Annotated in this window: 25 protein-coding genes; 14 read left to right on the top strand and 11 right to left on the bottom strand. The window is 53.2% G+C overall.

Going from position 1 to position 26,016, the window contains the following annotated elements:
- Positions 1–19: 19 nt before the first annotated feature.
- The 3 genes from BLR09_RS07420 to BLR09_RS07410 form a co-directional block, all read right to left on the bottom strand.
- Complete coding sequence (locus BLR09_RS07420) at positions 20–874, bottom strand: hypothetical protein (RefSeq protein WP_093199855.1); 855 nt, start codon at positions 872–874, stop codon at positions 20–22.
- A gap of 136 nt (positions 875–1,010) precedes the next feature.
- Positions 1,011–1,871, bottom strand: a complete 861-nt coding sequence (gene tatC, locus BLR09_RS07415; protein ID WP_093199852.1) for a twin-arginine translocase subunit TatC — start codon at positions 1,869–1,871, stop codon at positions 1,011–1,013.
- A 143-nt stretch (positions 1,872–2,014) separates the two neighbouring features.
- Entirely contained in the window at positions 2,015–3,310 is a 1,296-nt protein-coding gene (locus BLR09_RS07410; protein ID WP_093199850.1) for a serine hydroxymethyltransferase, read from the bottom strand.
- Positions 3,311–3,579: 269 nt separating this feature from the next.
- Here BLR09_RS07410 and BLR09_RS07400 point away from each other — a divergent pair, with 269 nt between their 5' ends.
- Positions 3,580–4,533, top strand: coding sequence for an MlaD family protein (locus BLR09_RS07400; RefSeq protein ID WP_093201354.1), 954 nt, complete (start codon positions 3,580–3,582; stop codon positions 4,531–4,533).
- A 73-nt stretch (positions 4,534–4,606) separates the two neighbouring features.
- Here BLR09_RS07400 and rdgB read toward each other — a convergent pair whose 3' ends face one another.
- Genes rdgB through BLR09_RS07385 form a run of 3 tightly spaced genes read right to left on the bottom strand, consistent with a single transcriptional unit; the run spans position 4,607 to position 7,927 of the window.
- Positions 4,607–5,182 carry an RdgB/HAM1 family non-canonical purine NTP pyrophosphatase gene (gene rdgB, locus BLR09_RS07395; RefSeq protein ID WP_093199845.1) on the bottom strand — a complete coding sequence of 192 codons (576 nt, stop codon included), beginning with the start codon at positions 5,180–5,182 and terminating at the stop codon, positions 4,607–4,609.
- An 11-nt stretch (positions 5,183–5,193) separates the two neighbouring features.
- On the bottom strand, positions 5,194–5,880 hold the full coding sequence (locus tag BLR09_RS07390; protein WP_176785485.1) for a L,D-transpeptidase family protein: 687 nt from the start codon (positions 5,878–5,880) through the stop codon (positions 5,194–5,196).
- Positions 5,852–7,927, bottom strand: a complete 2,076-nt coding sequence (locus BLR09_RS07385) for a protein-disulfide reductase DsbD family protein (protein ID WP_093199838.1) — start codon at positions 7,925–7,927, stop codon at positions 5,852–5,854. Before BLR09_RS07385 ends, BLR09_RS07390 begins: the two co-directional genes overlap by 29 nt.
- Positions 7,928–8,155: 228 nt before the next feature.
- Here BLR09_RS07385 and BLR09_RS07380 point away from each other — a divergent pair, with 228 nt between their 5' ends.
- From BLR09_RS07380 to BLR09_RS07370, 3 genes are all read left to right on the top strand, one after another.
- Entirely contained in the window at positions 8,156–8,929 is a 774-nt protein-coding gene (locus BLR09_RS07380; RefSeq protein ID WP_093199836.1) for a TerC family protein, read from the top strand.
- A gap of 226 nt (positions 8,930–9,155) precedes the next feature.
- A complete protein-coding gene (locus tag BLR09_RS07375; protein WP_093199834.1) occupies positions 9,156–10,643 on the top strand; it encodes an amino acid permease in 1,488 nt (495 codons plus the stop codon).
- 168 nt (positions 10,644–10,811) lie between these two features.
- On the top strand, positions 10,812–11,444 hold the full coding sequence (locus BLR09_RS07370; RefSeq protein ID WP_093199831.1) for a thioredoxin family protein: 633 nt from the start codon (positions 10,812–10,814) through the stop codon (positions 11,442–11,444).
- 43 nt (positions 11,445–11,487) lie between these two features.
- On the opposite strand, the gene BLR09_RS07365 is transcribed toward BLR09_RS07370, so the two are convergent.
- A complete protein-coding gene (locus tag BLR09_RS07365; RefSeq protein WP_093199829.1) occupies positions 11,488–12,186 on the bottom strand; it encodes an outer membrane beta-barrel protein in 699 nt (232 codons plus the stop codon).
- Positions 12,187–12,358: 172 nt separating this feature from the next.
- On the opposite strand from BLR09_RS07365, the gene BLR09_RS07360 reads away from it, so the two are divergent.
- The 3 genes from BLR09_RS07360 (at position 12,359) to BLR09_RS07350 (ending at position 15,059) form a co-directional block, all read left to right on the top strand.
- Positions 12,359–13,090, top strand: coding sequence for a class I SAM-dependent methyltransferase (locus BLR09_RS07360; RefSeq protein WP_093199826.1), 732 nt, complete (start codon positions 12,359–12,361; stop codon positions 13,088–13,090).
- A 3-nt stretch (positions 13,091–13,093) separates the two neighbouring features.
- Positions 13,094–13,669, top strand: a complete 576-nt coding sequence (locus tag BLR09_RS07355; protein ID WP_093199824.1) for a 5-formyltetrahydrofolate cyclo-ligase — start codon at positions 13,094–13,096, stop codon at positions 13,667–13,669.
- A 397-nt stretch (positions 13,670–14,066) separates the two neighbouring features.
- Positions 14,067–15,059 carry an aspartate-semialdehyde dehydrogenase gene (locus BLR09_RS07350; RefSeq protein ID WP_093199821.1) on the top strand — a complete coding sequence of 331 codons (993 nt, stop codon included), beginning with the start codon at positions 14,067–14,069 and terminating at the stop codon, positions 15,057–15,059.
- A gap of 33 nt (positions 15,060–15,092) precedes the next feature.
- Here BLR09_RS07350 and BLR09_RS07345 read toward each other — a convergent pair whose 3' ends face one another.
- Positions 15,093–15,938, bottom strand: a complete 846-nt coding sequence (locus tag BLR09_RS07345) for a hypothetical protein (protein ID WP_093199819.1) — start codon at positions 15,936–15,938, stop codon at positions 15,093–15,095.
- Between the two features lie 140 nt (positions 15,939–16,078).
- Here BLR09_RS07345 and uvrB point away from each other — a divergent pair, with 140 nt between their 5' ends.
- The gene (gene uvrB / locus BLR09_RS07340; protein ID WP_093199816.1) at positions 16,079–18,106 is read left to right on the top strand and encodes an excinuclease ABC subunit UvrB; all 2,028 of its coding nucleotides are present in this window, start codon (positions 16,079–16,081) and stop codon (positions 18,104–18,106) included.
- 106 nt (positions 18,107–18,212) lie between these two features.
- On the top strand, positions 18,213–18,590 hold the full coding sequence (locus BLR09_RS07335) for a hypothetical protein (protein ID WP_093199812.1): 378 nt from the start codon (positions 18,213–18,215) through the stop codon (positions 18,588–18,590).
- A gap of 52 nt (positions 18,591–18,642) precedes the next feature.
- On the opposite strand, the gene BLR09_RS07330 is transcribed toward BLR09_RS07335, so the two are convergent.
- Positions 18,643–19,059 carry a winged helix-turn-helix transcriptional regulator gene (locus BLR09_RS07330; protein ID WP_093199810.1) on the bottom strand — a complete coding sequence of 139 codons (417 nt, stop codon included), beginning with the start codon at positions 19,057–19,059 and terminating at the stop codon, positions 18,643–18,645.
- 101 nt (positions 19,060–19,160) lie between these two features.
- Here BLR09_RS07330 and BLR09_RS07325 point away from each other — a divergent pair, with 101 nt between their 5' ends.
- A complete protein-coding gene (locus BLR09_RS07325; RefSeq protein ID WP_093199807.1) occupies positions 19,161–19,805 on the top strand; it encodes an NAD(P)-dependent oxidoreductase in 645 nt (214 codons plus the stop codon).
- 243 nt (positions 19,806–20,048) lie between these two features.
- Here the strand turns inward: BLR09_RS07325 and BLR09_RS25285 are convergent, their stop codons facing one another.
- Entirely contained in the window at positions 20,049–20,291 is a 243-nt protein-coding gene (locus BLR09_RS25285; RefSeq protein ID WP_143011050.1) for a hypothetical protein, read from the bottom strand.
- 65 nt (positions 20,292–20,356) lie between these two features.
- Positions 20,357–20,959 carry a PepSY-like domain-containing protein gene (locus BLR09_RS07320; protein WP_093199805.1) on the bottom strand — a complete coding sequence of 201 codons (603 nt, stop codon included), beginning with the start codon at positions 20,957–20,959 and terminating at the stop codon, positions 20,357–20,359.
- Positions 20,960–21,311: 352 nt separating this feature from the next.
- Here BLR09_RS07320 and BLR09_RS07315 point away from each other — a divergent pair, with 352 nt between their 5' ends.
- The 4 genes from BLR09_RS07315 (at position 21,312) to BLR09_RS07300 (ending at position 25,886) form a co-directional block, all read left to right on the top strand.
- Entirely contained in the window at positions 21,312–21,908 is a 597-nt protein-coding gene (locus tag BLR09_RS07315) for an RNA polymerase sigma factor (protein ID WP_093199802.1), read from the top strand.
- Between the two features lie 3 nt (positions 21,909–21,911).
- A complete protein-coding gene (locus BLR09_RS07310) occupies positions 21,912–23,489 on the top strand; it encodes a hypothetical protein (RefSeq protein ID WP_093199800.1) in 1,578 nt (525 codons plus the stop codon).
- A gap of 126 nt (positions 23,490–23,615) precedes the next feature.
- Positions 23,616–24,773: a glycoside hydrolase family 172 protein gene (locus tag BLR09_RS07305; protein ID WP_093201352.1), complete on the top strand. Its 1,158-nt coding sequence runs from the start codon at positions 23,616–23,618 to the stop codon at positions 24,771–24,773.
- A gap of 6 nt (positions 24,774–24,779) precedes the next feature.
- Positions 24,780–25,886 carry an FG-GAP repeat domain-containing protein gene (locus tag BLR09_RS07300; RefSeq protein ID WP_093199797.1) on the top strand — a complete coding sequence of 369 codons (1,107 nt, stop codon included), beginning with the start codon at positions 24,780–24,782 and terminating at the stop codon, positions 25,884–25,886.
- Positions 25,887–26,016 lie beyond the last annotated feature (130 nt).

The raw sequence follows: 26,016 nt of genomic DNA, 5'->3' as shown, positions 1-26,016 counted from the left end.
TTTTTGTTTGTTGTTACTGTTATCGCGGCCGGTGTTTGCCGAACTTATACCCCAGCGCTACGTAGCCTTCGGTAAACCAGATGCTCTGTTTGGCGTGGTCGCTGCCGCGGCCGGTGGTATGAATGTCGAAAAGACGGGTATATCCGTGTTTGAAATCGGCCTGGAGGAACAGCCGACGGGACATGTCAAACCGGAGACCGGCTTTCACTGAAGTACCCCAGCCGGCGAAGTTAAAGGCGTTGTTTTTTCCGACCGTAAACAGCCGTACATCGCTTCGGGGGACGATAGCGCCCGCGCCGACGCCTACGAGCCAGTCAAGACCCTGAATACCGTTTTTTGCTTTCCAGATCCGGTCATACCGATCGAGTTCCACGCTCGCATAGTTGAAACCGTCAGTATGTTCAAACGTCAGGAAATCGTTTGAGTTGATGACGATGGGCGTCTTGTTGTAGTCGCCGACATACGCGGGATTCACCGGAATATCCGGGTTCGAAACCGTCCCTGAAATATGACCGGAAATCGTACTTGCCTGGTCGTTCACCATGACGTACTTCATGTGATCCCAGCCGACGGAAACCGCCCAGTGATCGGCAAAAAACCAGCCGGCATTGAGGTCGTACTGCGGAATGGAAAATTCGGTGGGATTGAAATACGTCTCGAAATCAAACGGACTGGGTTTGTCCTTCGCGACGACATTGTACAGGGTAAAGTCGTACCCTTTGCCGTAAAAGTGAATGTCCGAATTCCGGTATGTTGATCGGTTGTATCCCCACAGAACATAAAACTCGCCTTTGCGGCTGTAAGGTTGTTTCTGGGCGTTTGCGGACAAAATGAGGGAAAAAAGAAACGTAGTCAGGTAATAAATTTTTTTCATGGCTTGGGAAAAAACGACACAGTGGGGCTGTGTTGGGAACAAAAAAAATTGACAAATCGCATGATGCGCATGGATTAGACGCGCAAACGTACGATTTGTCAATTCAGGCAACCGGGTTTTTGTAGAAAAAATTCCGCTAGTCGCCCAGAGTTTTATCTAATTCTGCCTGACGCTGGCGATTGACCCGCGCCGAAACGAAAATACTGATCTCGTACAGGAGGAGGAGGGGCGCCGTCACGAGCATCTGGCTGAACACATCCGGAGAAGGCGTAATAATCGCCGCCACGATGAGAATGACGATGAAGGCGTGCTTCCGGTAGTCCCGCATGAATTTGGGCGTCAGCAGGCCGATTTTCGACAGGACGAACGTAACCATCGGCAACTGGAAGGTCAGCCCGCAGGCAAGTACCATCATTGCCAGGAGACCGATGTAGGAGGAAATATCAAACTGGTTGGCGATGGACTCGTCGACCTTGAAATTGGCCAGGAAGTTAATCGCCAGCGGAGAGACAATGTAGTAGCCGAACAGCGCGCCGAGAAGAAACAGGAATGTTACCCAGAATACGGCCCCGCGGGAAGCTTTCACTTCCATGTCGTGCAGTCCGGGTTTGATAAAGCGCCACACTTCCCAGAACGCATAGGGAAACGCGAAAATAAGACCGATGATGACCGAGTAGGTCATCGCCATCATAAACTGGCCGGTCACTTCCCGGCTGATGAGAATAAAATCGATTTTATTGACACAGAGATCCGGTGCATTCAGGAGGGTCGCCAGCTTACACATTTGGCGGTACGTCCAGAAATCGGGGTTCTTGGGGGCCAGGATAACGTAGTTGAAGATCTCCTTGTGAAAGATGAAGGCAGCAACCGTAAACACCAGAATCGCCGCCAACGCCCGGATAATGTGCCAGCGGAGTTCTTCCAAATGTTCGATGAAGGTCATCTCTCCACCTTTACCTTCCTGTTCGTCGTCGTCCCAAAGTTGATCCAGAGGCATTTTACTAGTCTTTATAAGAAAAAATCAAAAGTAATGAGGAAAGACACGGCGATTCGGGAATGCGTATTAAAATTTAAAAAGATTGGGATTTGAAAAGAGGGACATCCCGCTTTACAAACCCCAATCTTTTTCTCATGCCGGTCTTAGCGATACAGCGGGAATTCGTTCATCCAGGTGTTCACTTTCTGCTTGACGTCGGCGATGTAGCTTTCGTTGTCATTGTGCATCAGGACGTCGTCGATCCACTCCACAATCTGAAGCATTTCGTTTTCCTTCATGCCGCGGGACGTCATAGCCGCCGTTCCGACACGCATACCTGACGTGACCATCGGGGATTTGTCGTCAAACGGAACCATGTTTTTATTCACCGTGATATCAGCCTTGACGAGGGTATTCTCCGCCAGTTTGCCGGAGAGACCCTTCGGACGCAGGTCGATCAGCATCAGGTGGTTATCCGTACCGCCGGAGATGATTTTGTAGCCTTTGTCGACAAACGCCTGTGCCATCACTTTCGCATTTTTCTGAACCTGAAGGGCATATTCAGCGAACTCGTCGGTCAGCGCTTCACCGAAGGCAACGGCCTTGGCTGCGATGACGTGCTCCAGCGGACCACCCTGCGTGCCGGGGAATACGGCAGAATCGAGGAGGCTGGTCATTGTCCGGATATCACCTTTCTGGGTTTTGATACCGAAGGGGTTTTCGAAATCCTTCCCGACGAGGATCAGGCCGCCACGGGGACCGCGGAGGGTCTTATGGGTTGTCGTAGATACGATGTGGCAATGTTCCATCGGGTTGTTAAGCAGCCCCTTGGCAATCAGCGCAGCGGGGTGCGAAATATCCGCCAGCAACAGCGCGCCGATCTGATCGGCGATAGACCGCAGGCGGGCATAGTCCCAATCGCGGGAGTAGGCCGACGCGCCGCAGATGAGCAGGCGGGGCTTCTCGCGCAGGGCGATTTCTTCTACTTTGTCCCAGTCGATCAGGCCGGTTTCCTGTTCTACGCCATAAAAGAACGGCTGAAAGTACTTACCGGAAAAGTTGACGGGAGATCCGTGTGAAAGGTGTCCGCCGTGTGCCAGGCTGAAGCCGAGGATCTTGTCGCCCGGGTTCAGGAATGACAGGAAAACGGCAGCGTTGGCCTGCGCGCCGGAGTGCGGCTGCACGTTGGCCCAGGAGGCACCAAACAATTCCTTCGCCCGGTCAATGGCCAGCTGTTCCACCTGGTCAACAACCTCGCAACCGCCGTAGTAACGCTTGCCCGGAAGACCTTCGGCATACTTGTTCGTTAAGACACTGCCTTGAGCCTCCATCACTTGCTTCGAGGTAAAGTTCTCGGAAGCAATCAGTTCAATGCCATACTCCTGACGATGAGCTTCTTTCTCGATGAGATCGAAGAGTTGGGTGTCGCGTTCAATGCGGGAAGCGGTGACCGTTGACATGTTTGGGAATTGCTGGTTATTTGAATGATTCGATGGGCCGGGAAACCGGCTGACGATCAGCCTTTTGGTTCGAAAGAACCCCCACCGGCCATGAAGTCGCAAAGGTACGGCGGATTCGTAAGCTTCCCAAATGGAAGGTAACTCTCGGCGCGGCAGAAACCGTCTGCAGGCCGCTTTTTGAGGAGAGGTTCTGCATTTTCAGCAGTTTCGCCTACTTTTGGGAAGCCTAAATGGGCCCTTCCCAAACGCCCATCGATAACAGCCAAGCCATGTCTAAAGAAATTAAGGTAGCACTGATGACCCTCATTTCTGGGATCATCCTGTACTTCGGTTTTAACTTCCTGAAAGGTTCGGATCTCTTTTCTACTTCCCGGGAATACTATGCCATCTATGACAGCGTCGATGGCCTGACCGCCTCCAATCAGATTACCGTCAACGGGGTTGCCGTCGGACGTGTCAAGGAAACCCGCATTCTTGCCAACCAGAATAACCGGATCCTGGTCGTTCTGACACTCGACAAAGACGTCCCGCTGACCAATAATACCGTCGCACTTCTTGCTGATAACGGCCTCCTCGGTGGCAAAGCCATCCAGCTGCAGATTGGAAAGGGCGCCGCCATTGCCGAAGGAGATACGCTTAAATCCAGCAAACAAACCGGCCTCACCGCTGCGTTGCAGGACAAGGCAGTACCCATCCTGACCGACGCAGATTCCCTCATCCGGAACCTGAATGTGGTGGTGTCCCGCTTCAAGCAAACCGGCGATGTCCTTAATCAACTACTGGCCAACGTGGACGAAACGGGCCTGACCCTGCGCGCCACCATCAATGAAAACCGGAAAGGGATTGCCGCGATTATGGGTAACCTGAATCAGTTGTCGACCCAACTGGTAGAGACGGAAAAAGGCATCAAACCTCTTATGGCCAAAGCCAATACGTTTGCAGATTCCCTGAATGCCCTGCAGCTCGGCAAAACCGTCGCGAAGGCCAACCAGACCGTCGGCGAGCTGCAACACCTGCTGAAAGACCTGCAAAGCGGACAGGGTACCGCCGGTAAACTGCTCAAAGACGAGCAGCTTTACACCAACCTGAACCTCATGATGAAAGACCTGGACAAGCTCCTGGTCGACTTCCGCCAGCAACCCAAGCGCTATGTTCACTTCTCCGTCTTCGGAAAAAAAGACAAGAAGATGGCAGGGGATACGTTGGGGAATGGGCAGAAATGAGTTTTCAGTTTACGGTTTTCTGTTTTCAGTTATAGTATGGTGCTAACAGAAAACCGTAAACTGAAAACAGGTCCTACAGTCTTTCCTCCAAAAACGCCACCATCTTCCCAAACGCCCGCGTCCGGTGGCTGATGGCATTTTTCTCTTCCATAGTCATTTCGGCCATGCTGCGGTCGTAGCCTTCGGGGCGGAAGATAGGGTTATAGCCAAAACCCTGTGTGCCGACGGCCTCTTCAAGAATATAGCCGTCGCAAATACCTTCAAACTGATAGATTTCGCCTTTCAGGATTAGGGTAATGACGGTGCGGAACCGGGCAGACCGGTTTTCAATACCTTTCATCACTTCGAGTACTTTCCGGTTGTTGGAGTCGGCGTCGCGGCTGCCGGAATAGTAAGCCGTATCTACGCCGGGCTCTCCGCCAAGGGCGTCAATCTCCAGGCCGGTATCATCCCCGAAACAGTCGACGTTGTAGTAGTCGGCCAGAAACTTCGTTTTTTCGAGGGAGTTAGCCTCCAGCGTCCGGCCCGTTTCCGGGAGTTCCTCCGTACAGCCGATATCGGAAAGTGTCTGCAAATGAAAAGAAGACCCGAGCGCGAGCTGGATTTCTTCGAGTTTATGGCGGTTGTTGGTAGCAAAAACGAGATTCATCGTGAAAACAGTTAATCGGGTAGGGAATAGCGGGTGCGGAAAGCGGGGTAATCGGCCTGGGACACTTGTATCAGTACCGGCTTTTTTGCCGGATCCAGCCATTTGAGTATAGCCAGCAGGTTGGATTCAGAAAGAGCCGTACAGCCGGCGGTACCAATGGCAGGACCGTCCCAGATATGCAGAAAAATACAGGAGCCCTTGCCCGGAACCGGTTGCTCGGTATTGTACCCGATGACCAGGCCATACCTGTAGGCGTCGATCTTCATTTTTTCGGCAGACTGCCAGTCTTTCCGAACGGTATCGGCATGGACGATCCGGTTGTACCATTCCGACTGCACATCATCCACACAATAGCACGACCCATCCGTTTGTAAATACGGCCACTTCATACCGGCGGGTTTGGGCTCGGTACCGAAGGCCGTTTCAAGCCGCAATAGCCCCGAAGGGGATTTTCCGTCGCCCTCCCGCTTTCCGTTTGCGGGAGCGAGTCCTGTGCGACCAATAGCGACCGGCAAGGATACTCCCCGTTGCTTCCAGTGGCCTTTTATCCGCTCAAACCGGGTGAGTACCCCTTCCGAGGTACCTGTATTACGCGTTTTGACAACCAATAGTTGCTCCTGTGCCTGCGCCGGACAGGTACATCCGAGTACGAGCAGCAGGAATAGCTGCTTAGTTATTGAATTTCGCTTTACCCTCATCGAGGTAGTGGATGAACTTTTCGACGTTCGGCTCATAGGCTACGGCCTTGACAAGCGGTTTTGCGTCGTTTTTCGGGTCTATCAGTACGTAAAGCGGCTGCGCGTTGAAGTTGTATTTCTCAATTTCGAAGTCGAGGTTCTGGTCGCCGATGGTCGTCTTCAGCTTTCCGTCTACCCGCGATACGTAGTGTGCGCTTTCCGGCAGTTCCGTTTTATCGTCCACATACAAAGAAACAATAACGTAGTCTTCACGGAGACGCTTGAGTACTTCCGGCTGGCTCCAGACGGTTTCCTCCATTTTCCGGCAATTCACGCAGCCGTGGCCGGTGAAGTCGATGAAGATAGGCTTACCTGCTTTCTGAGCATAAGCGAGGCCTTCCTTGTAGTCGAAGAAGCCTTCCAGCCCGTGCGGAAGCTTCAGGAAATCGGCATACTTCCGGTCGGCCGGCAGGATACCTTTCGGTGCGGCAGCAGCGCCATTGGCGTGAGACAGATTGAATTCCTGAGACGTTTCCGGCGGCAACAGACCTGAGAGCGGTTTCAGCGGCGCGCCGAATAAACCAGGCACCAGGTAGACCGAGAACGAGAAAATCAGAATGGCAAACAGCGCCCGGGGAATGGTGACGGCTTCCAGCGGACTATCGTGCGACATGCGGAGCTTACCCAGCAGGTTGAGGCCCATCAACGTAAAGATCACGATCCAGAGCGAAAGGTATACATCCCGATTGAGAAGGCCCCAGTGGTACGTCTGATCCGGTACGCTGAGGAATTTCAGGGCGATGGCCAGTTCGAGGAAACCGAGCTGTACTTTGAGCGTATTGAGCCAGCCGCCGGATTTGGGCATCGACTTCAGGAAACTCGGAATAAATGCCGCTGCCACGAACGGAAGCGCAAATGCGGACCCGAAGCTGACATTCAGCAAGGCCGAATCCCAGATACTGCCTTTGGCGGCGAGGATCGCCGCGGTGCCCACGATCGGCGCGGTGCAGGAGAATGAAACCAGCGCCTGGGCGAAGGCCATGAAGAAGATACCGCCCCAGCCGCCTTTGTCGGCCTGAGCATCGACTTTATTGACAAACGCACTTGGGAGCGTCAGTTCAAATGCTCCGAGAAACGACAGAGAGAACAGAACAAAAATCGCGAAAATGAACAGGTTCGGCGCCCAGTGCGTACTGATGAAGTTGACAAATGCACTTCCGAAAATGGCCGAAACCAGCGTCCCGAAAAACGCAAAAATGAGAATGATGGAAAGACCGTAGAACAGGGCTTTGGTAATGCCCTCCGCCCGGGAGTCGACCCGCTTGGTGAACATTGCCACCGTCATCGGAATCATCGGATAGACACAGGGCATGGCTACTGCTGCGAGGCCGGCCAGAAAAGCAAGTACCAGGTCTCCGAATGAAATACCGTCCTTCTTTTCCTCGGGTTGTTCCGGTGACGCCGGCGCCGCGGAAGCGATTGTTGTAGTGGTATCTTTCTGATTATCAGCAGTAACAGTAGGTACGGAGACCGGAGGCGCCGTCGAAACCGTATCAGTTATGGCCTCGTTTTTTTTTTCTTCCTTCGGGGCTTCTCCTGGGAGTACTTTCAGGTTGGGGAGGCTGAAATCGCCGTCGTTGATGGCAATGCAGAGTCCGTCGTCCTGGCAGACCTGTCCGCCCAGGCTTCCTTCTATTTTCGCTCCTTCTTTCAGTATGCGGATGGTTTGTTTGAAGCCGCCTTTTCCTTCGAAGTACCGGACCTTTCCCCCGAAAATTTCATCCATTTTTTCGGTAGGGGTGGAAGACGGGCGAAGCTTGCCTACCGTCTCGAATGTTCCGTTCTTTTTGAACTTGACGACGGCCGGCAGCGGCCCTACATCGGGGTCCTGGTCGGAGGAGAAGATATGCCAGCCGGGGTTCATGCGGGCGTCGATGAGTACGTCCACGGTTTCCCCGACTTTCACCTCTTTCCTGGAAAGAGAGAACTGGAGGGTATATGGTTTAAGGACCTGTGCCTGCGCCAGAGCGGACCAGAACAGGAATATCAGAATGACAGCTTTCTTCATGGAAGTGAATAAAAATGGTCTCTTCAGACTGGCGGCAAAAGTAATCAATACGCCTCAACCGGCTGCGTGTTTTTTCCGCCGTTGGTGGGGCAACGCAATTTCCTGCCGGATAGTTTGACGGCGGGAAAGATTCCGGCCGTGCCGACAGGCAGGCGGCATATTCGGCTTCCGGACTTACCTTTGCCGCCGCAACGCACCTTTCCACTTTTCTATAGACAAAAAGACGCAATGGATTTTCTGCACCACCTGCTGGGCGAAGACCTCGAAACAGCCGGATTTATCATCCTGAATCTGATTCTGATCGAAAGCCTGCTGTCGGTCGATAATGCGGCCGTTCTCGCCACGATGGTGATGGACCTGCCTCAGGACCAGCGAAAGAAAGCACTCAAGTATGGCATCGTCGGTGCATATCTTTTCCGGGGAATCTGTCTGCTGGCGGCCACCTGGCTGGTGAAAGTATGGTGGCTCAAGCCCGTCGGAGGGCTCTACCTGCTCTACCTGTGTTTCAATTACTTCAAGGGGGAATCCACGCCGAGCCACGAAGACGATCTGCTCGATAAAAAGGAAAACTGGTTCTATAAAAACTCCATCGGCCTGCTCGGAAAGTTCTGGGCGACGGTTGCCTTGGTGGAAGTAATGGACCTCGCCTTTTCGATTGATAATGTCTTTGCGGCGGTTGCGTTTACGGACAATATTTACCTGATCTGTACCGGTGTTTTTATCGGAATTCTGGCGATGCGGTTTGTCGCACAGTCTTTCGTGAAGCTGATGGAGCGTTTTCCGTTTATGGAAGCCGTCGCGTTTATTGTCATCGGTATTCTCGGCGTGAAGCTGACGTCGTCGGCTATCTGCCACTTCTTCAAAGAGTCGGCGTTCTGCCGTTTTCTCGAAAGCGAGGAGGCTGATCTCTACGTATCACTGGGAACGGTGGTATTGTTTGTAGGACCGGTGATTACCTCTCTTCTCTTCAATTTTCCGAAACGTCATTCCGCCGGAGAGTAGGCGTCCGGCGGCGTTTTTGTCTTTTTCGCAGGAAAATTTTCCGGCCTTTCCGACCCGTGTTTGGCGCGTCTCGGGAAAACCCCATTCTGCCGATTAGCAGACGTCAAAATTGAATCGGCGTTTGCGGACGAACTCGGTTTTTTTGCATATTTGACAAATATTATTTCGCCGCTTCATTTACAAACCTAAACATCATTCAAAAAAATTTTCCTAACGGAGCATTTATATGGCAAACATTTGGGTCAAGAAACCGCTTAAACAACTCTTGCACGAGGCGGACGCAACGGGAGAAGGCTCTCTCAAGCGGACGCTTTCTGCCGGAAATCTGATCGCATTGGGGATCGGGGCAATTATCGGGGCAGGGCTTTTCGTCCGCACCGCTGCCGCCGCTGCCGAGAGCGCAGGCGCTTCCGTGACGATCTCATTCATTCTGGCAGCCGTGGGTTGTGCCCTCGCCGGTTTGTGCTACGCCGAATTCGCTTCCATGATCCCCATCGCCGGATCTGCCTATACCTATTCCTACGCCACGATGGGCGAGTTTGTCGCCTGGATTATCGGTTGGGATCTTGTGCTGGAATACGCGCTTGGCGCCGCGACAGTTTCGATCGCCTGGTCAGAATACCTCAACAAGCTATTAGGCACCTTATTCGGGACAGAGATACCCTACCAGTGGTGTCACTCTCCCTTCCAGGTATCCGAGTTGGGTACGCAGGGCATCATGAACATCCCGGCCCTGTTTATTCTGGCGGCCCTGACACTCCTGCTGATCCGCGGGGTACAGGAGTCGGCTACGGTCAATGCCATCATCGTGATTGTGAAAGTGGCGATTGTAATACTCTTCATCGCCCTGGGCTGGCAGTTCATCAACCCGGCCAACCACATGCCTTACATTCCGGAAGTATCGAAAGTGACCGATTCTGCCGGTGTGACGCATGATTTCGGTGGTTTCTGGGGTATTGTAGGAGGCGCCGGGACGGTGTTCTTCGCCTTTATCGGATTCGATGCCGTGTCGACGGCCGCTCAGGAAGCCAAGAATCCGAAGCGTGACATGCCGATCGGGATTCTCGTTTCCCTCGTCGTTTGTACGGTTTTGTATATTCTTTTTGCACACGTATTGACGGGCGTTGCGCATTTCAGCGAGTTCCGTTCAGCCGGGAAGGAAGCCTCCGTCGCCTATGCCATTGAAAAGTACATGCACGGATACGGCTGGCTCGGCACCCTTATCACGGTGGCCATTCTGGCCGGTTTCTCTTCGGTTATTCTGGTGATGTTGCTGGGCCAGTCACGGGTATTCTATTCGATGGCCAAGGACGGTCTGGTTCCGAAGGTTTTCTGTGATCTGCACCCGAAATTCCGGACGCCGTACCGCTCCAATATTCTTTTCTTCCTGTTTGTCGGCGTATTCGCTGCGTTTGTGCCCGGCGACGTCGTCGGTGACATGACCAGTATCGGCACGCTCTTCGCGTTTGTACTTGTATCACTGGGCGTTGTTATCATGCGCAAAACGGATCCGGATACCCCGCGGCCTTTCCGGACGCCGTTTTCCCCGGTTGTTCCCGTCCTCGGCGCTGTTACCTGTCTGCTGATGATGTACGGCCTCGGCGGAGAAAACTGGATGCGTCTGATCGTCTGGATGGCACTGGGTCTGGCTGTTTACTTCGGCTACAGCATGCGGCGCAGCAAGCTCCAGCGCAAGGAAAAAGAAACAGCCTGATCCTTTTGCAGGCGAACAAAAAACGGGAGACCCGGCCGGGCCTCCCGTTTTTTGTTGGGCACGATATGCCGGAAGAGACTGTTTTGTCGTTATCCGGGGAGAACCGTACGGCCGGGGTCCGGAATGTGGGTTAGATTTCGTATTTATGCCGCGTAAAAAACAGGAACGATGACACGCATCAGAGTTGCCCTGCTTGCCTTCTGGCTGGCAGCGGCGGGCTGGGCCGGCGCAACCGATCGCCCGGCCGATCAGCGGGGCTACAACATCGGGGACGCCGTAGCCGATTTCCGGCTGAAAAGCACCGAAGGCTCCGTGGTGAGCCTGAGTGACTATCGGTCCTCCAAAGGCCTGATCGTCGTCTTTACGGCGAATCATTGCCCGTTTGCGAAAGCATACGAAGACCGGCTTATCGCGCTCGACCGCAAATACCGGCCGGCCGGGTTTCCGGTACTCGCGATCAATCCGAACGATCCTTCCGTATACGAAGAAGATTCTTTCGAGAATATGAAAGTCCGGGCCCGGGCGAAGAGCTACCCGTTTGCGTATTTGTTTGATGAAACGCAGCAGGTCGCCCAGGCTTTCGGCGCCACGCGAACACCGCATGTATTTGTGCTGCATCGCTCGGGCGAACGGTTTCTGGTGCAGTACATCGGCGCCATTGACGACAGCTCCCAGGACCCGTCAGGCGTGACGAAAAGGTATGTTGAAGATGCGGTTAATAACCTGCTCACCGGAAAGCCGGTGATGCTCAACGTGACCAAGTCGGTCGGATGTGCTATTCATTGGAAAGAAAATAATTAAAAAAGGGGAGCCTCGGCTCCCCTTTTTTAGGCTTTGGTGGTCGTTATAACCGGATACCAAAGTTGATCGTATTCAGCTGAGGACCGCGGCTCCGGTCGAATACCGTGTTGAGGTCGTACTGCGCAAACAGCGTCGCTACGCCGCGGATACCCAGATCCAAGCCGATGCCGTAGCGGAAGTTGCTGAGGTAGTACCGTCCGTGGGTACGGTCTTTTGTGCCGTCTTCCTCTTTTACTTTGGTGTAGCTGTCGAGCCGCATGCCGGCATAACCGCCGAGGCTGATATGGGTGAAGGCGCCTTTCCGGAAAACGACTGTCGGCATCACCGGAATATTGAGGTATGCTGCCGTCAGTTTGCTCTTGGAGAGGGGAGTAGCGGTTTCAGGAAACAGGACAGTCGGCCCGTCTGCCGTAATCTGCCGGTTTCCTTCCAGCATAAAGTTGTTCCAGGAGACTTCCACGCCTGTCTTCAGGGCTAAGGCAGCGTTTCGGCCGGAAACAAGTTTGAAGCGGTGCGTACTGCCGAGAGAGATGAAACGGCTGCCTATCGGGCGGAGTTCATACCCCGTGATTCCGGAGGTATTGCGGTCGGCAAACGTGTTCAGGCCGATGGATACTTCGAAATCGCTTTTGTGCATCCGCATCCAGTCGTTTTGGGGGCGGGGAGTGTTCAGGCTGTCAGTTTGGGCGAAGGCTGCGGTGGCAGCGAGAACGGCGGTCAGGGTAAAGGCGAAGCGTTTCATGGCTATTAGGGAATTAGAAGTTCGGGTTCCTGTTTGAATCCTGAACCGGATTCGTAACGGAGATGAAGCGGAAAGACGGCGCGTTAACGGCGCTGGATGAGCGGATGGATCGGGGGCCGGAAGGCATATATCCGGGACGAAGCCGGAAAAACGACGAAACTTCAATCGATCTATGAGTCAGACGATCTCAGAGTCGCTGCTGAGTACGTACAAAGACCAGTACGCCGGGGGAGCCTCGGCCTGGCGGGATAGCAGCGCCCGGCAGAAAGCCATCAACATACAGAGCCTGCTCCGGGCGGATTTTCAGGAGCTGGTGGACGTGGGCTCCGGAGACGGCGCCGTGTTGGAGGCACTTACCCGGACCGGGTACAAGGGCAGCCTTACTTCCCTTGAAATATCTGAAAGCGGAGCCGCCGCTATCCGTTCCCGAAATATCCCCGGGCTGAAAGAAGTACGGCTGTTTGACGGGTACCATATCCCCTTTGCGGATCGGCAGTTCCGCCTCGCTACGTGCTCACACGTCATCGAGCACGTTGAACACCCGCGTATGCTGCTTCGGGAAATCGCCCGGGTATCGGAATACCAGATACTCGAAATACCGATCGATTTCAGCTTTTTTGTGGATGAACAAGTAGACCGGTTTCTCGCCTACGGACATATCAACATCTATACGCCGGCGCTTTTTAAGTTTTTGCTCAAGTCGGAAGGGTTTGAAGTACTGGATGAACGGTTCTCGTTCTTTTCGCCCGAAATCCTGAGACAGATTTATCCGGGTCCTTTCAAAAGAGCGGTCGTTTCAGCTAAAATTGCGGTCTTGCGGGCGATTCCTTTTCTGCGGCGTATCAAGCCCAGCGCCTATACCGTGCTGTGTCGGCATTCGGGGCAGAACCTATCCATTATGTAAGGCATGACGAAGGCTGAACTGCGTAAACAGGGCCGGGAACAGCGGAAAAATCTTTTGCCGGAAGAAGCGGTTATCCACAGCCTGTCGATAATTCAACATTTCCAGGAGGCTGATTTTCTGCGGGATATCCAGGTTCTCCACGTGTTTTTACCCATCAGGAAACAGAAAGAAGTGGATAACTGGCCACTTATCCACCGGATTTGGGGGAGTTATCCACATATTCAGGTGGTTACTTCTGTGTCGGACCTGAAAACCAGGGAGATGCGGCATTTTCCACTGACGCCGGATACGCCGGTTGTGGAAAATGCCTGGGGCATTCCCGAACCGGAGGCAGAGGAAATGATTGCGGAGGAGCGGATCGACCTGGTATTACTTCCCCTGCTGGCATTTGACCGATCCGGATACCGGGTCGGATACGGAATGGGCTTTTACGATCGCTTTCTGGCCAAATGCCGAAAGGATGTACAGAAGGTCGGGTTTTCGTTTTTCGGCCCGTCTGATCGCATTGATGACGTCGACCGTTACGACATCCCGATGGATGCCTGTGTGACGCCGGAAGGATGCTGCTATTTCCGGTGAAATCCCGCTTTTATGACAGGAGTTAAAAAAAATTCCCCATCCGTTTTTTTGAAAGAAAGGAAACGCCTTACTTTGCGGCCATTCTGACAATTCGTCACTGTGAAATCAAAGAAAACCAAATAGAACACTCGGAGTGAGCGGGGCCTCGACCCTCGTTTGCCAGAGTTGTTTTGTCGGTTCTTCTCCCTCGCGGTGACGAATTTTTTTGTGCCTATGGAAGAGGAGTTGACGGTGTAATTGGCTAGTAATCAGGATGTAAGCATTGGGCTATAGGCTTTAAGCTGTAAGCGGAAAAGAACAGGACAGATTCAATGGCTTATAGCCTATAGCCTAAAGCTTACAGCCCAAAAGCTCCCATTCAAAAAACGATTGTTTAACTATAATTTTTTACTGAACGATGAAAGTCGCTGTAGTTGGAGCCACCGGATTGGTCGGTGGTGAGATGCTGAAAGTACTGGAAGAACGCAACTTCCCTGTCACCGAACTTATTCCGGTCGCTTCTGAGCGCTCCGTTGGTAAAAAAGTAACCTTCAAGGGTAAGGAATATACGGTTGTCAGCTTCGAAGACGCGATTGCAGCCAAGCCGGCTATTGCGATTTTCTCCGCAGGCGGCAGCACGTCCCTGTCACTCGCTCCGCGCTTTGCGGAGGCGGGTATCACGGTGATCGACAACTCCTCTGCCTGGCGCATGGATCCGACCAAGAAGCTGGTCGTACCCGAAATCAACGCACATACGCTGACGACGGAAGATAAAATCATCGCCAACCCCAACTGCTCGACGATTCAGATGGTGGTGGTGCTCAACCCCCTGCACCAACAGTACAAAATCCGCCGCGTCGTCGTTTCGACGTACCAGTCAGTAACCGGTACCGGAAAAGCAGCCGTAGATCAGCTTTTTGCCGAACGCGCCGGAGATACTTCCGTTCAGAAGGTATACCCGCACCCGATCGACCTCAACGTACTGCCCCACATCGACGTATTTCTCGATAACGGCTACACGAAAGAGGAAATGAAGATGGTCAACGAGACCAAGAAGATCATGGGTGACGACGCTATTGCTGTAACGGCGACGACCGTACGTATCCCGACTGTAGGCGGGCACTCGGAAGCCGTGAACATTGAATTCGAAAATGAATTCGATCTGGCTGAAGTACGTGCGATTCTGGAAAAAGCGCCGGGCGTGGTGGTACAGGACGATCCGAAGAACTTCGTTTACCCGATGCCTGTGACGGCGCACGGCAAGGACGAAACGTTTGTAGGCCGTATCCGTCGCGACGAAACACAACCGAATACCCTGAACCTCTGGATCGTGGCTGACAACCTGCGCAAGGGCGCTGCTACGAATGCTGTTCAGATCGCGGAATACCTGAAGGACAACGAGCTGGTTTAAGAGATGATGGGGTTACTTCCCGAACCACCCTGGCTACGGCCGGGGTGGTTTTCTTTTTTGCTCCAGCCGGAATTGATAGCCGAACTGGTAAGCACCTTTGCGGTTGATATTGCCAATATGAAGGTGGAAGGTATGCCGGTGGTATTGGTACGCCGCCGTGAAATTGGCAGTGTTGAACCAACCTTCGCCCAAATAGCCTGATAACGAACGTCCGACAGCATATTTCATCACGAAAGACTTGTCTTTGGCGCGGTCACTGGAAATCTCCGCTTCGGTGGCGATCGCAAGTGTAACCATCGACTGATCACTGACGATCAGCCACTTGTCAGTGACATAGCTGCCGTTCCTGATCTGTTTTTGCGGGATACGTTGCCGCAAGTCTGTCAGATTTCCGTATTCGGTACTATAGGCCCATTCCACTCCCAAAAATCGCCAGGCAAATTTGGGATCCAGCTGGGTATTAAAATAAGCGCTTCCGCGCAGGCCCCATCCGGTAAATGAATAACTACCCTGATAGATACTGGGCAACTTCATGCCGCCTGTGTCATACTCCGAAAAGGTATACTGGCCAACGCGGTAATAACCTGTATACCCAAAGGCGCCGTAGCTGACCGCTCCGTTCCGCCAGCTATGTGCCCGGGATACCTGAAGGAGGCCCAGAAAGTGCTCGTCCTGCTGGGCTTTCAGCCCGCCGCCATAGCCGCTTCCGGCAACAACCTGCCCTCCGACGTAGGTTGCGGAGGCAATAGTGGAGTCAAGCGGAGTGAGAGGTTTCGCCTGGTAAAACAGATCATGGGTATGCAGTCCGGCACCAAGGCGGTAGGTCTGGACACAGCCGGAGGCGAGCAAAGCCAGCGGCAGCAGGTACGCGTATTTCATAGCAGACGGGATGACAACCTGCAGACAACAGAAAAGTCTGAAAGGTTGTAAGCCGAAAAAACGAATAAAAATTAAATTCCCTCCGGAATGATTTGGGTATTTGTTTGTGTTGTCCCTCATCTGGCTATTCCGACTAAACTATGGAGTATCAACTGACCTCTGAATACCAACCTACCGGCGATCAGCCCAAAGCCATCCAGCAATTGGTCGAAGGCCTTCACCGGGACGAGCCGGCACAGGTGCTGCTTGGCGTTACCGGCTCCGGAAAGACGTTTACCATCGCCAACGTGATCAAGGAAGTCAACCGCCCCGTCCTGATCCTTAGTCACAACAAAACCCTGGCGGCGCAGCTTTACGGCGAATTCAAGCAGTTCTTTCCGAACAACGCGGTAGAGTATTTCATCAGCTATTACGATTACTACCAGCCCGAGGCGTACATCGCTTCCACCAATACGTACATTGAAAAAGACCTGGCTATCAATACAGAAATTGATAAGCTGCGGTTGTCTGCTACCTCGGCACTGATGTCGGGCCGCCGGGACGTCATCGTCGTCGCTTCCGTTTCCTGTATATACGGTATGGGTAACCCCGACGAGTTTCGCAAGAGTATTATGCGGGTGGGAGTTGGCGAATTGTATTCCCGTAACCAGTTTCTCTACCGGCTGGTCGAGATTCTGTATTCCCGGACCGAAGCGGATTTTACACGCGGAACCTTTCGGGTGAAAGGCGATACGGTCGACGTTCACCTGCCCTATGCGGATTTTGGCTACCGGTTTATTTTTTTCGGGGACGAAATCGAGGCTATTCACCGGATTAACCCGGTAACGGGCAAGAAGATCGGCGACGAAAACCAGGTCGCCATTTTCCCCGCCAACCTGTTCGTAACCGGCCGCGATACGCTCACGCGCGCCATGCATGAAATCCAGAACGATCTGGTCGAACAGATCAAGTTTTTTGAGAAAGACGTTCGCCTTGCTGAAGCCGACCGCATCAAGCAACGCACGGAGTTTGACATGGAGATGATGCGGGAGCTCGGCTACTGTTCAGGTATCGAAAACTATTCACGCTATTTCGATCAACGTAAGCCGGGGCAGCGGCCGTTCTGTTTAATTGACTTTTTCCCGGACGACTACCTGCTCGTGATTGACGAAAGCCACGTGACCGTACCGCAGATACGCGCCATGTGGGGCGGCGACCGGTCCCGGAAAGAGGCGCTGGTCGATTATGGCTTCCGGCTTCCAAGTGCACTGGATAACCGCCCCCTGACGTTTCAGGAATTTGAAGAACTATCCAATCAAACGATCTATGTATCTGCCACCCCGGCTGATTACGAGCTGCGGCGCAGCGAAGGGGTAGTCGTTGAGCAGATTATCCGGCCTACCGGTCTGCTTGATCCGGAAATTGAAGTACGGCCCAGCCAGAACCAGATTGATGACCTGCTCGATGAAATTCACGGGCGGATCAAGCGGGAAGAACGGGTACTCGTGACCACGCTGACGAAACGCATGGCCGAAGAACTATCGAAGTACCTGGACCGGGTAGGAGTTAAGTGCCGGTACATCCACTCAGAGGTAAAGGCGCTGGAGCGGGTGGAAATCCTGCGGGAACTCCGACTGGGCGTCTTTGATGTACTGGTGGGAGTGAACCTGCTCCGGGAAGGACTCGACCTTCCGGAAGTATCGCTCGTTGCTATTATGGATGCCGATAAGGAAGGATTTCTCCGGGATATCCGCTCCCTGATCCAGACGATCGGCCGTGCGGCCCGGAACGACAGGGGGAAGGTACTCATGTACGCTGACCGCATCACCGGCTCGATGGAAAAGGCGATTTCTGAAACCCAGCGGCGCCGGGCTATTCAGATGGAGTACAATGCCGACAACGGTATTACGCCGAAAACTGTCCGTAAGTCGAAAGAGGCTATTCTGGACCAGACGAGTATCGCCGATGTCATGGGCAAGCCGGGCAAAAACTATTACGTGGAGCCGGAAGGAATAACGCTCGCAGCGGATCCTGTTATGGCGTATATGGACGCAGAGTCGATCCAGGAACGAATCAAACAGGTACAGAAGGAAATGGAACAGGCGGCAAAGGAACTGGACTTCCTCAATGCTGCCCGCCTGCGGGACGAGATGCTCGGGTTGAAAAAAATGCTGGAATCCCGGGTTTGAGGCATCCGGAACGGACCTGTCTTACGTAAGAATACTGACCCGGCAGTTGCCGGGCCAGGTATTCCGGCCCCTGCCTATTGAAAGTGCCGCCACGTTAACGCTATCCATGAAGAAGTACTTTTTTCTGACGCTGACTGTTCTGGCGACCCTCGTTTTTACCTCCTGTTCGAAGAAAGATGACCCGGCGAAATCTTCTCACACGATCGTTTTCAAAGCAAAAACCTCATCCGATGCGCATGTGGACACCGCGATTTACGGATATGACAGCAAGGTAACCACCGCCTCCAGCCTTTCCGGAGCAACCTGGACCAGCCCCGAAGTAAGCGTACCTGCAGGAGCAACGATGGCGAATGTCGTCGTCAACGGAATCGGCACCGGTACGTCTTCCACACTGAAAGTCGAAATTTATGTAGACGGCCAACTGAAAGCTGAAGGATCCTCCAGTGGCGAAGCGTTGAGCGCAAGTGCTTCTTTCAAGTTTTGAGAAGAAGACAAGTCATAAAGTAAAAAGGCGACCGCACGGTCGCCTTTTTACTTTAGCCGGCAATATACTGTTGCCGCGCACGAACAATTTCCCGTTTATAGGAATTGGCCCACTCGGCAAGGTCAAGCATGCGCTCCAGGAGGCTCTCGCCCAGCGGAGTGAGACTGTACTCAACCCGCGGGGGTACTTCCGGATAGTAAACACGGCGTATCAGACCGTCTTCTTCCAGGCTGCGCAGCGTGACCGTAAGCATGCGTTGCGAAATATCTCCGATGCGCGCCCGAAGTTCGCTGAACCGCAACGTTCCCGCGCCTCCCAATTGCATGATCGTGAGAAAGGACCATTTGTCGCCGATGCGGTCGAGAATGCCGCGAACGGGGCATATTCCGATGCCGTCTTCCAGGCTGAAAATTTTTTCTATCTTTTTTTGAACCGGAGTCAGCTGATTGTCAACATTAGTTACTTCCATGTTACCGGGTATGTTTTAAATGCCTTCTTGTCAGGCAGTTATATTTATTCTATCTTTGAGTTACCAAAAGTAACCAAGGATCAACTGATAACCAAAGAAACATGAAAATTGCCTTGATCGGAGCGACCGGCTTTGTCGGTTCAGCCGTTTTAAAAGAAGCATTGGCCCAGGGCCTGGAAGTAACGGCCATTGCCCGGCATCCGGAAAAAATCACGGAAACGTCAGAAGCGCTTACTATAAAGGCAGGAGACGTACAGAATCCGGAAGAAGTGAAAGCGTTGGTTGCCGGGCACGACGCCGTGGTTAGCGCTTACAATCCCGGCTGGGCGAACCCGAATATCTATGAAGACTTTCTGAAAGGCTCTGATGCGATCCTGGAAGGAACCAAGGCCGCCGGCGTAAATCGCCTGCTTGTGGTCGGCGGAGCCGGAAGCCTCGAAATCCAGCCGGGTGTTCAACTGGTGGATACCGATTCTTTTCCGGCTGAATGGAAGCCCGGAGCATTGGCAGCCAGGGATTTCCTGAATGTGATCCGGAAAGAAAACGAACTGGACTGGACGTTCCTCAGCCCGGCTATTCACCTGGCTCCCGGCGAACGTACCGGCGTATTCCGGACCGGCACAGACAGCCCTGTTTTCGATGAAAAAGGGCATTGCGCCATTTCGGTGGAAGACCTCGCAGTGGCGCTGGTCGACGAAGTCCGGGATCCGCAATTCAGCCGTAAGCGGTTTACGGTAGGCTACTGATCCCCCGAAAAGGGTAAGGTAGTATCCGAAAAACCGGTATTTTTGACCAATTGTCGAATACGGTCCGTGTTGTTGAAAATAAGTAGGACCTTTGATTCACCAAAGGGCCTAAAGTGGCGACCTGAAGCCCTCATGGAAGTACTTTTTGAGTAAGGTGACCCAAGGCGGTGGTGTCACTATAACGACAAAACCCCTCTTTTCCTGTGGGAAAGAGGGGTTTCTTTTTTTGTATTCTTCTGATTGTCAGAAAAAGGAGTACGCCAGCAGAACAGTCACACCCATTACCATTACTTCGATGAGCCAATCCAGATTGGCTGTCTGAACCGGCGATTGCTCTCCGTTACCACCGATTGAAGCCGGTCGCCGCGTGTGAGTAGTTATATCCAGACTGTCTAGCGGGAAAAGGGGAGATGTCGTACCCGAAGATGAGAATAAATCCGGACGATCTGCCGGAGCAGCAGCAGGTGGAAAGGAGGTCGTTTTCATCGTTAAAGTAGCGGTTTGATGGTGGGTGAATGAACCCGGCGACCATCCGGCCGCCGGGAAAGAGATCAGTGACGTTTGTGACTCGGTGGTTTCGGAAGCTCCTGCTTAAAGGATCCTGCCGAATCAAACAGCAGTACTTTAATTGAGCCGCTTACGGAAATCGCCACGAAGTAGCTCCCTTCCGCATTTTTTCCGGCTTTTTGAATGGTCGCGCCGGAATAGTTAGCCGAGATGTAGGATGAAATGGCCGCAGGCAGATCGGCCACGGCGACTGCCGTCAGCCGTGCCGCTTTCTTATAATGCTGAAGTTCCTGAACGAAAGCTCCGTTGGCATCGAAAAGAAGCGCTTTCGGCTGTCCGTCGGCTTCGATACCGACGATCGTGTTTCCGGCTTGGTCTTTCAGCGCGATTTTGATCGTCGCAGAAGAATAGTTCTGCTTGATATAAGATGTGATGGTAGCGGAAAGGCTTGAAACATCTACATCTGTTAAACTTCCCTTACATTTTTTGTGCGTTACCGAATCGACACTGGCGGAGTACCGGGCGGCGGTGGCCGTTACGGCGTCGAGTGCATCTTCGGAATCGGCCACGGCAGAGCTGTCTTTCGTACAGGAGGTCAGGTAGAGCCCTCCGGTGAACAGCAGAAACAAAAGCAGGTATTTTCTCATACGGAGATATAATGGAAGTGAGAGAATCAGGCTTTAAGTGAAAAATAATCCGTGAATCGATTCAATTACCCCTTACGCCGGGTGCCGGAAGCGCGTTGCAGGAACGCCGCTTTTTTTAAGCGTTTGATCTCTTTTTTTCAACGAAAACGAGAAAATGAATATGCTATTTGTCTGTAAATCAGAGTAATAACTATTTTCGTGAGGGAGAAGGAAATTATTTCTTCCGGGCAGGGAAAGGTGTCTTGTCGGAACTATTTCCGGACGGAGGCAATAAAAGACAGATTGGCTGCAACGAATCAGGTTCCTTTTGCGTATGAGGAAGATAGAAGGGAACCTTAACCCGTGAGATAACTTGTTTTTTCGAAAGAAAGCATCCTTTTCGGACGATGACCTCGAAGGGGTCATACAGGCGTGTTTGTCGGATGACAAGCGCGCCCAGAGGGTGCTTTTTCAACAATATTTCAGTTACGCGAAGAGCATCTGCCTGCGTTATTCTTCCAGCACGGAGGAAGCCGAAGAGATACTGAATGAGGGCTTTCTGAAGGTATTCCGGAATCTTGAGCGCTATGATTCCCAACTGCCTTTTAAAGCATGGCTGCGGACGATCATGGTCAATTCGGCAATCAGCTACTTCCGGAAAAACCAGAAATTTCATAGTGAGATCGGGTACGATGCCGTCCCGGATCCCGTGCTGGATGAAGGAATTGTCGATCAGATTTCGGCCGATGAAATCCTGCAGCTGGTCCAGCAACTGAAACCAATCTACCGGTCTATTTTCCTGATGCACGTGGTCGACGGATATCAGCTCCGGGAGATCGCCGATTTATTCAATATCAAGGAAGGAACCGTCCGCTCGCATTTTGCGCGGGCCCGCGCGCTCCTCCAGCAAATGGTTATCGAGTCATATCCCTATGTATCACAACGAAACTGGGGTAATACACCTTTTTAAAGGATGAAAACGGATCGTTTCAATGAAGCCGTCCGACGAAAGTTGGAAGGAATCGAACCACCTTTCCAGGAGCAGGAGTGGTCGAAATTCCAGGCTTTTTACAAACAGCAGATGCCTGCAACCTGGTGGGTCCGAACCGGAGCCAAATGGGTAGGCTATGGCGCTACAGGACTCGTTGCGACGATCCTCGTGGTGACGAATATCATCCAGTACCGCGAAAACCGCATCCTGCGGCAGACGGTCACCGAGCTCCGCAGGGAGATTCAGGTGGTCCGCTCGACCGCTGCCCGCGCTTCCGTCGCTCCCGGAAACGCCGCTTCTTCCAGTCAATCTCCCTTAACCGCAACGAATGGAAAAACTATACATCCTGCTGATAACCGTCCGGACCTGACCGGCGACGGACAAGTAACCGCCGAAACCCGCCCGGATTACGCCGCAGGTCCGGCACAACCTGCCGACCGCCGCTTCTCCGATCAGACCCGGCAGTCGACCTACGGTAATCGCGTTGCGTCGGAAGGGGAGGGGGCCGGCCAGACTGCTACGCGGTCCCTGCGGTCCGGCGAGAAATTCTCGGAAAGCGTTGAGACAGCAGGAAACGGATTACGCGGTGACCGGTATGCGACACCTGCCGGCACGAAAAACGCGAACAGCCGGGAAACAGAGAATGTCTTGTCGTCTGGCGAGACCCGGTCTGGCGAGACCCGGTCTGGCGAGACCCGGTCCGGCGAGACCCGGTCCGGAGGTACCCGTTTTGCCGGAACGGATACGAAGCCCGGTCCATCCGGTTATGCTTCCGGCAACCTGCCGGAAAACCGGTCCGTTTCTGTTTCGGAAGGAAGGAAAATAACCGAAGTAGCCTATCTCAGACCACATACCGGTTTTGATGTGTATCCGGAGGGAATTCCCGTGAAAACGGCTATACCGGTCAAGCGGCGATTCTTCGCGGCGCCCGCAGCGGAATCGCCGTCGATACGCCTGCCGAAAACCCGGACGACGGCCTTCCGTGTCGGAGGAGGGTTTGAGTGGGAAAAGAACTATGCAGCCAAATCTGTTTCCGTCGGCATCATTCTCGGTAAGCACTGGGGAATCAATAGCGGTCTGACGATCGCCAAAGTGAACGGAGAAAGCTACGTCAGCGAGCGGAAGTTTATCGACAAAAATCACCGGGATTTCCGGATGAGCCACGCGCCGAAGGTTCCGCCGAACTTCAAGATTATCAACATCAATACGGAATCGGACATGATTCGTATTCCTTTGAATATCACATATCGGACCAACCTGCCGGATAACTGGGCTTTTCTGACGTCTGCGGGAACCATGATCGATGTCAAGGTAGATCAGCAGTATAAGTTCAACGTTATCCGGAATCCGTTTACCGGGGAGTTCAGCGCTGACAAAACAACGTTTCAGCCCCGGGAGCCGCTGATCAACTCCTTCAACGCAGGAGTAGGGCTGGAGAAGCGGTTTGCCCACCTGGCTTTCCAGGTAGAAACCTATCTGGCGCCGTCTCTCCGGAATTGTGACTATCGCCTGGAGAAAACACCGGCTGGATTACGTATTCGTGCTCTTTACGAATTCTGACCTCAGAAATTTTTCTGGTTTTCGCCCCGACAATCATACCGGTTGTCGGGGCTTTTTTATCCGGGACGTATGATTTTTCAGGGGAATGACGAAATTTCCCTTCAGAACCTCTTAAATCTATCCTGCATGAACCTCCGTTTAGCACCGGTACTGCTATTGCTTTCCTGTACCACGCTTTTCGCCCAGAACAAGCCCTGGAACGGGCTTGACGTTGGCCTGAGCAACCTTTATCGCCTGTCAAATGCGCAAACCCGCTCCATCAGCCCGGAAAACTTCACCGGAGAGCGCGGCAAAGGCGGCATGGCCGATACCTCCGATACCCGTGCCAATCAGGCCAATGCCCGGCGCGAGGCCCGGGACCTGGGCAAAGGATGGAAGGTCAACCCTTTCGTCATTATCAAGCCCAAGCAGGTATTTACCCTTGCTGAAATCTCCGGCTCCGGGCAGATTCAGCATATCTGGATGACGCCTACCGGCAACTGGCGTTTCAGTATTCTTCGTTTTTACTGGGATGATGAAAAGACGCCGTCGGTTGAAGTACCCGTCGGAGATTTTTTCGGCATGGGATGGGGCGAATATGCGCCGCTTAACTCCCTGGCGGTTTGCGTCAACCCGGGCAGTGCCTTCAATTGCTACTGGCCGATGCCCTTCCGCAAAAAATGCCGCATCACCATGGAAAACCTCGACGACCGGGAAATGCGGCTCTACTACCAGGTGGACTACACCCTGACAGAAGTACCTGACGACGCAGCCTACTTCCACGCTCAATTCCGGAGAGCCAACGGCCATCCGGTCAATCAGCCGATTACGCTCATCGACGGAATCAAAGGAAAAGGCCAGTACGTCGGAACCTACCTTGCCTGGGGTGTGCATAATAATGGTTGGTGGGGCGAAGGAGAAATCAAGTTTTTTATGGATGGAGACAAGGAATATCCGACGATTGCCGGTACCGGCACGGAAGACTATTTCTGCGGGAGCTACAACTTTGACCGCAACGGAAAGTATACGGAATTTTCAACGCCGTATGCCGGCCTTCCGCAGGTACTTCGCCCGGATGGTACCTACAAATCCCAGCAACGTTTCGGACTGTACCGCTGGCATTTGCTCGATCCGGTCCGTTTCGAAAAAGACCTGAAAGTCACCATTCAGGACCTCGGCTGGAAGAGCGGCGGGCGGTATCTCCCGCAAAGCTCCGATGTTGCAGGAACTATTTTTTGGTATCAAACCGAACCACATACACCCTTCCCGGCTCTGCCCGCCCGCGACGCCCTGGAAATTAACTGATCGACAATGAAAACAGGTCTCTGGTTGGTTCTGGCAGCGGCGATCGCCCCGCTTGTCAAAGACCGCCCCTTCAAACAGCAGAAAGTTTCGGAAGAGCGCTTTGAGGCGGTCGGCGTGTTCGACGTCAACGGCGACAAGGTTCCGGATCTCGTATCCGGCGAATGGTGGTACGAAGGGCCTTCCTTCAAAAAGAAGTTTTTCATCGGAAAGGTCCGGGCAGAAGGGGAGTACTACGATGATTTTTCGACGATACCGATGGATGTGAACGGAGACGGGCGCATGGATTTCGTCACCGGCGGCTGGTTCGGCGGAACGCTGATCTGGAAAGAAAACACCGGTAAACTCGGCGCCGAATGGCCCGAACATGTCATCGATGCCTGCGGAAATGTCGAAACGACCCGCGCCTGGGATGTAGACGGGGATGGTACGCCCGAGATCGTTCCGAATAATCCCGGCCGGCCGTTTAAAATGTACCGCCTCAACAAAGACGGAAGTTTCACCAAGTTTCAACTGCTGGAAAAACAGGGGCATGGTCTTGGTTTCGGAGACGTAAACGGGGACGGCCGCGGTGATTTCATTCTGGCCGACGGCTGGCTGGAAGCGCCGGAGAAGCCCTTTGCCCAGAAATGGGTGTTTCACGAAGATTTCAAACTGGGTCAGGCCAGCGTCCCGATTTTGGTGACAGACGTTGATAAAGACGGGAAAAACGACCTCATCGTCGGCGCGGCGCATGACTATGGTCTCTTCTGGTATAAGCAGTCGGACGCAAACGGCCAGCGTACCTGGGAAAAGAAACTAATTGACGACAAAAACTCCCAGTACCATGAAATGCATTGGCGGGATATTACGGGAGACGGCAAGCCGGAGCTCGTCACCGGCAAGCGCTACCGGGCTCATAATGATAATGATGCAGGTGCAAAAGATGACTATGGTATGTTTTACTTCACGTGGAACGGTACCGGTTTTGACAAGCATACGATCATCTTCGGACCGGCTGGCCAGTCGAAAGGAACGGGCATTGCCATGGAGATTGTAGACCTCAACGGAGACAAACTACCGGAGATCGTTGCAGCCGGAAAAGACGGCCTGAGCGTCTTCTGGAACGGGAAATAGTAAACTCCCGGAACACCGGAGAAGCGGGGCAAAATGTGCCGGACAGTTTGGTGATCTGGCGGTTTGGCTGTTTGTTTGCCGCCGGATTCCGGACCGCCGGCTCCCCACTCAAACGAATAAACGTAGCAAA

Source organism: Siphonobacter aquaeclarae (assembly GCF_900103285.1).
GTDB lineage: Bacteria > Bacteroidota > Bacteroidia > Cytophagales > Spirosomataceae > Siphonobacter > Siphonobacter aquaeclarae.
Note: the sequence above shows the minus strand (reverse complement) of the source record. Positions and strands in the feature narration are given on the sequence as shown.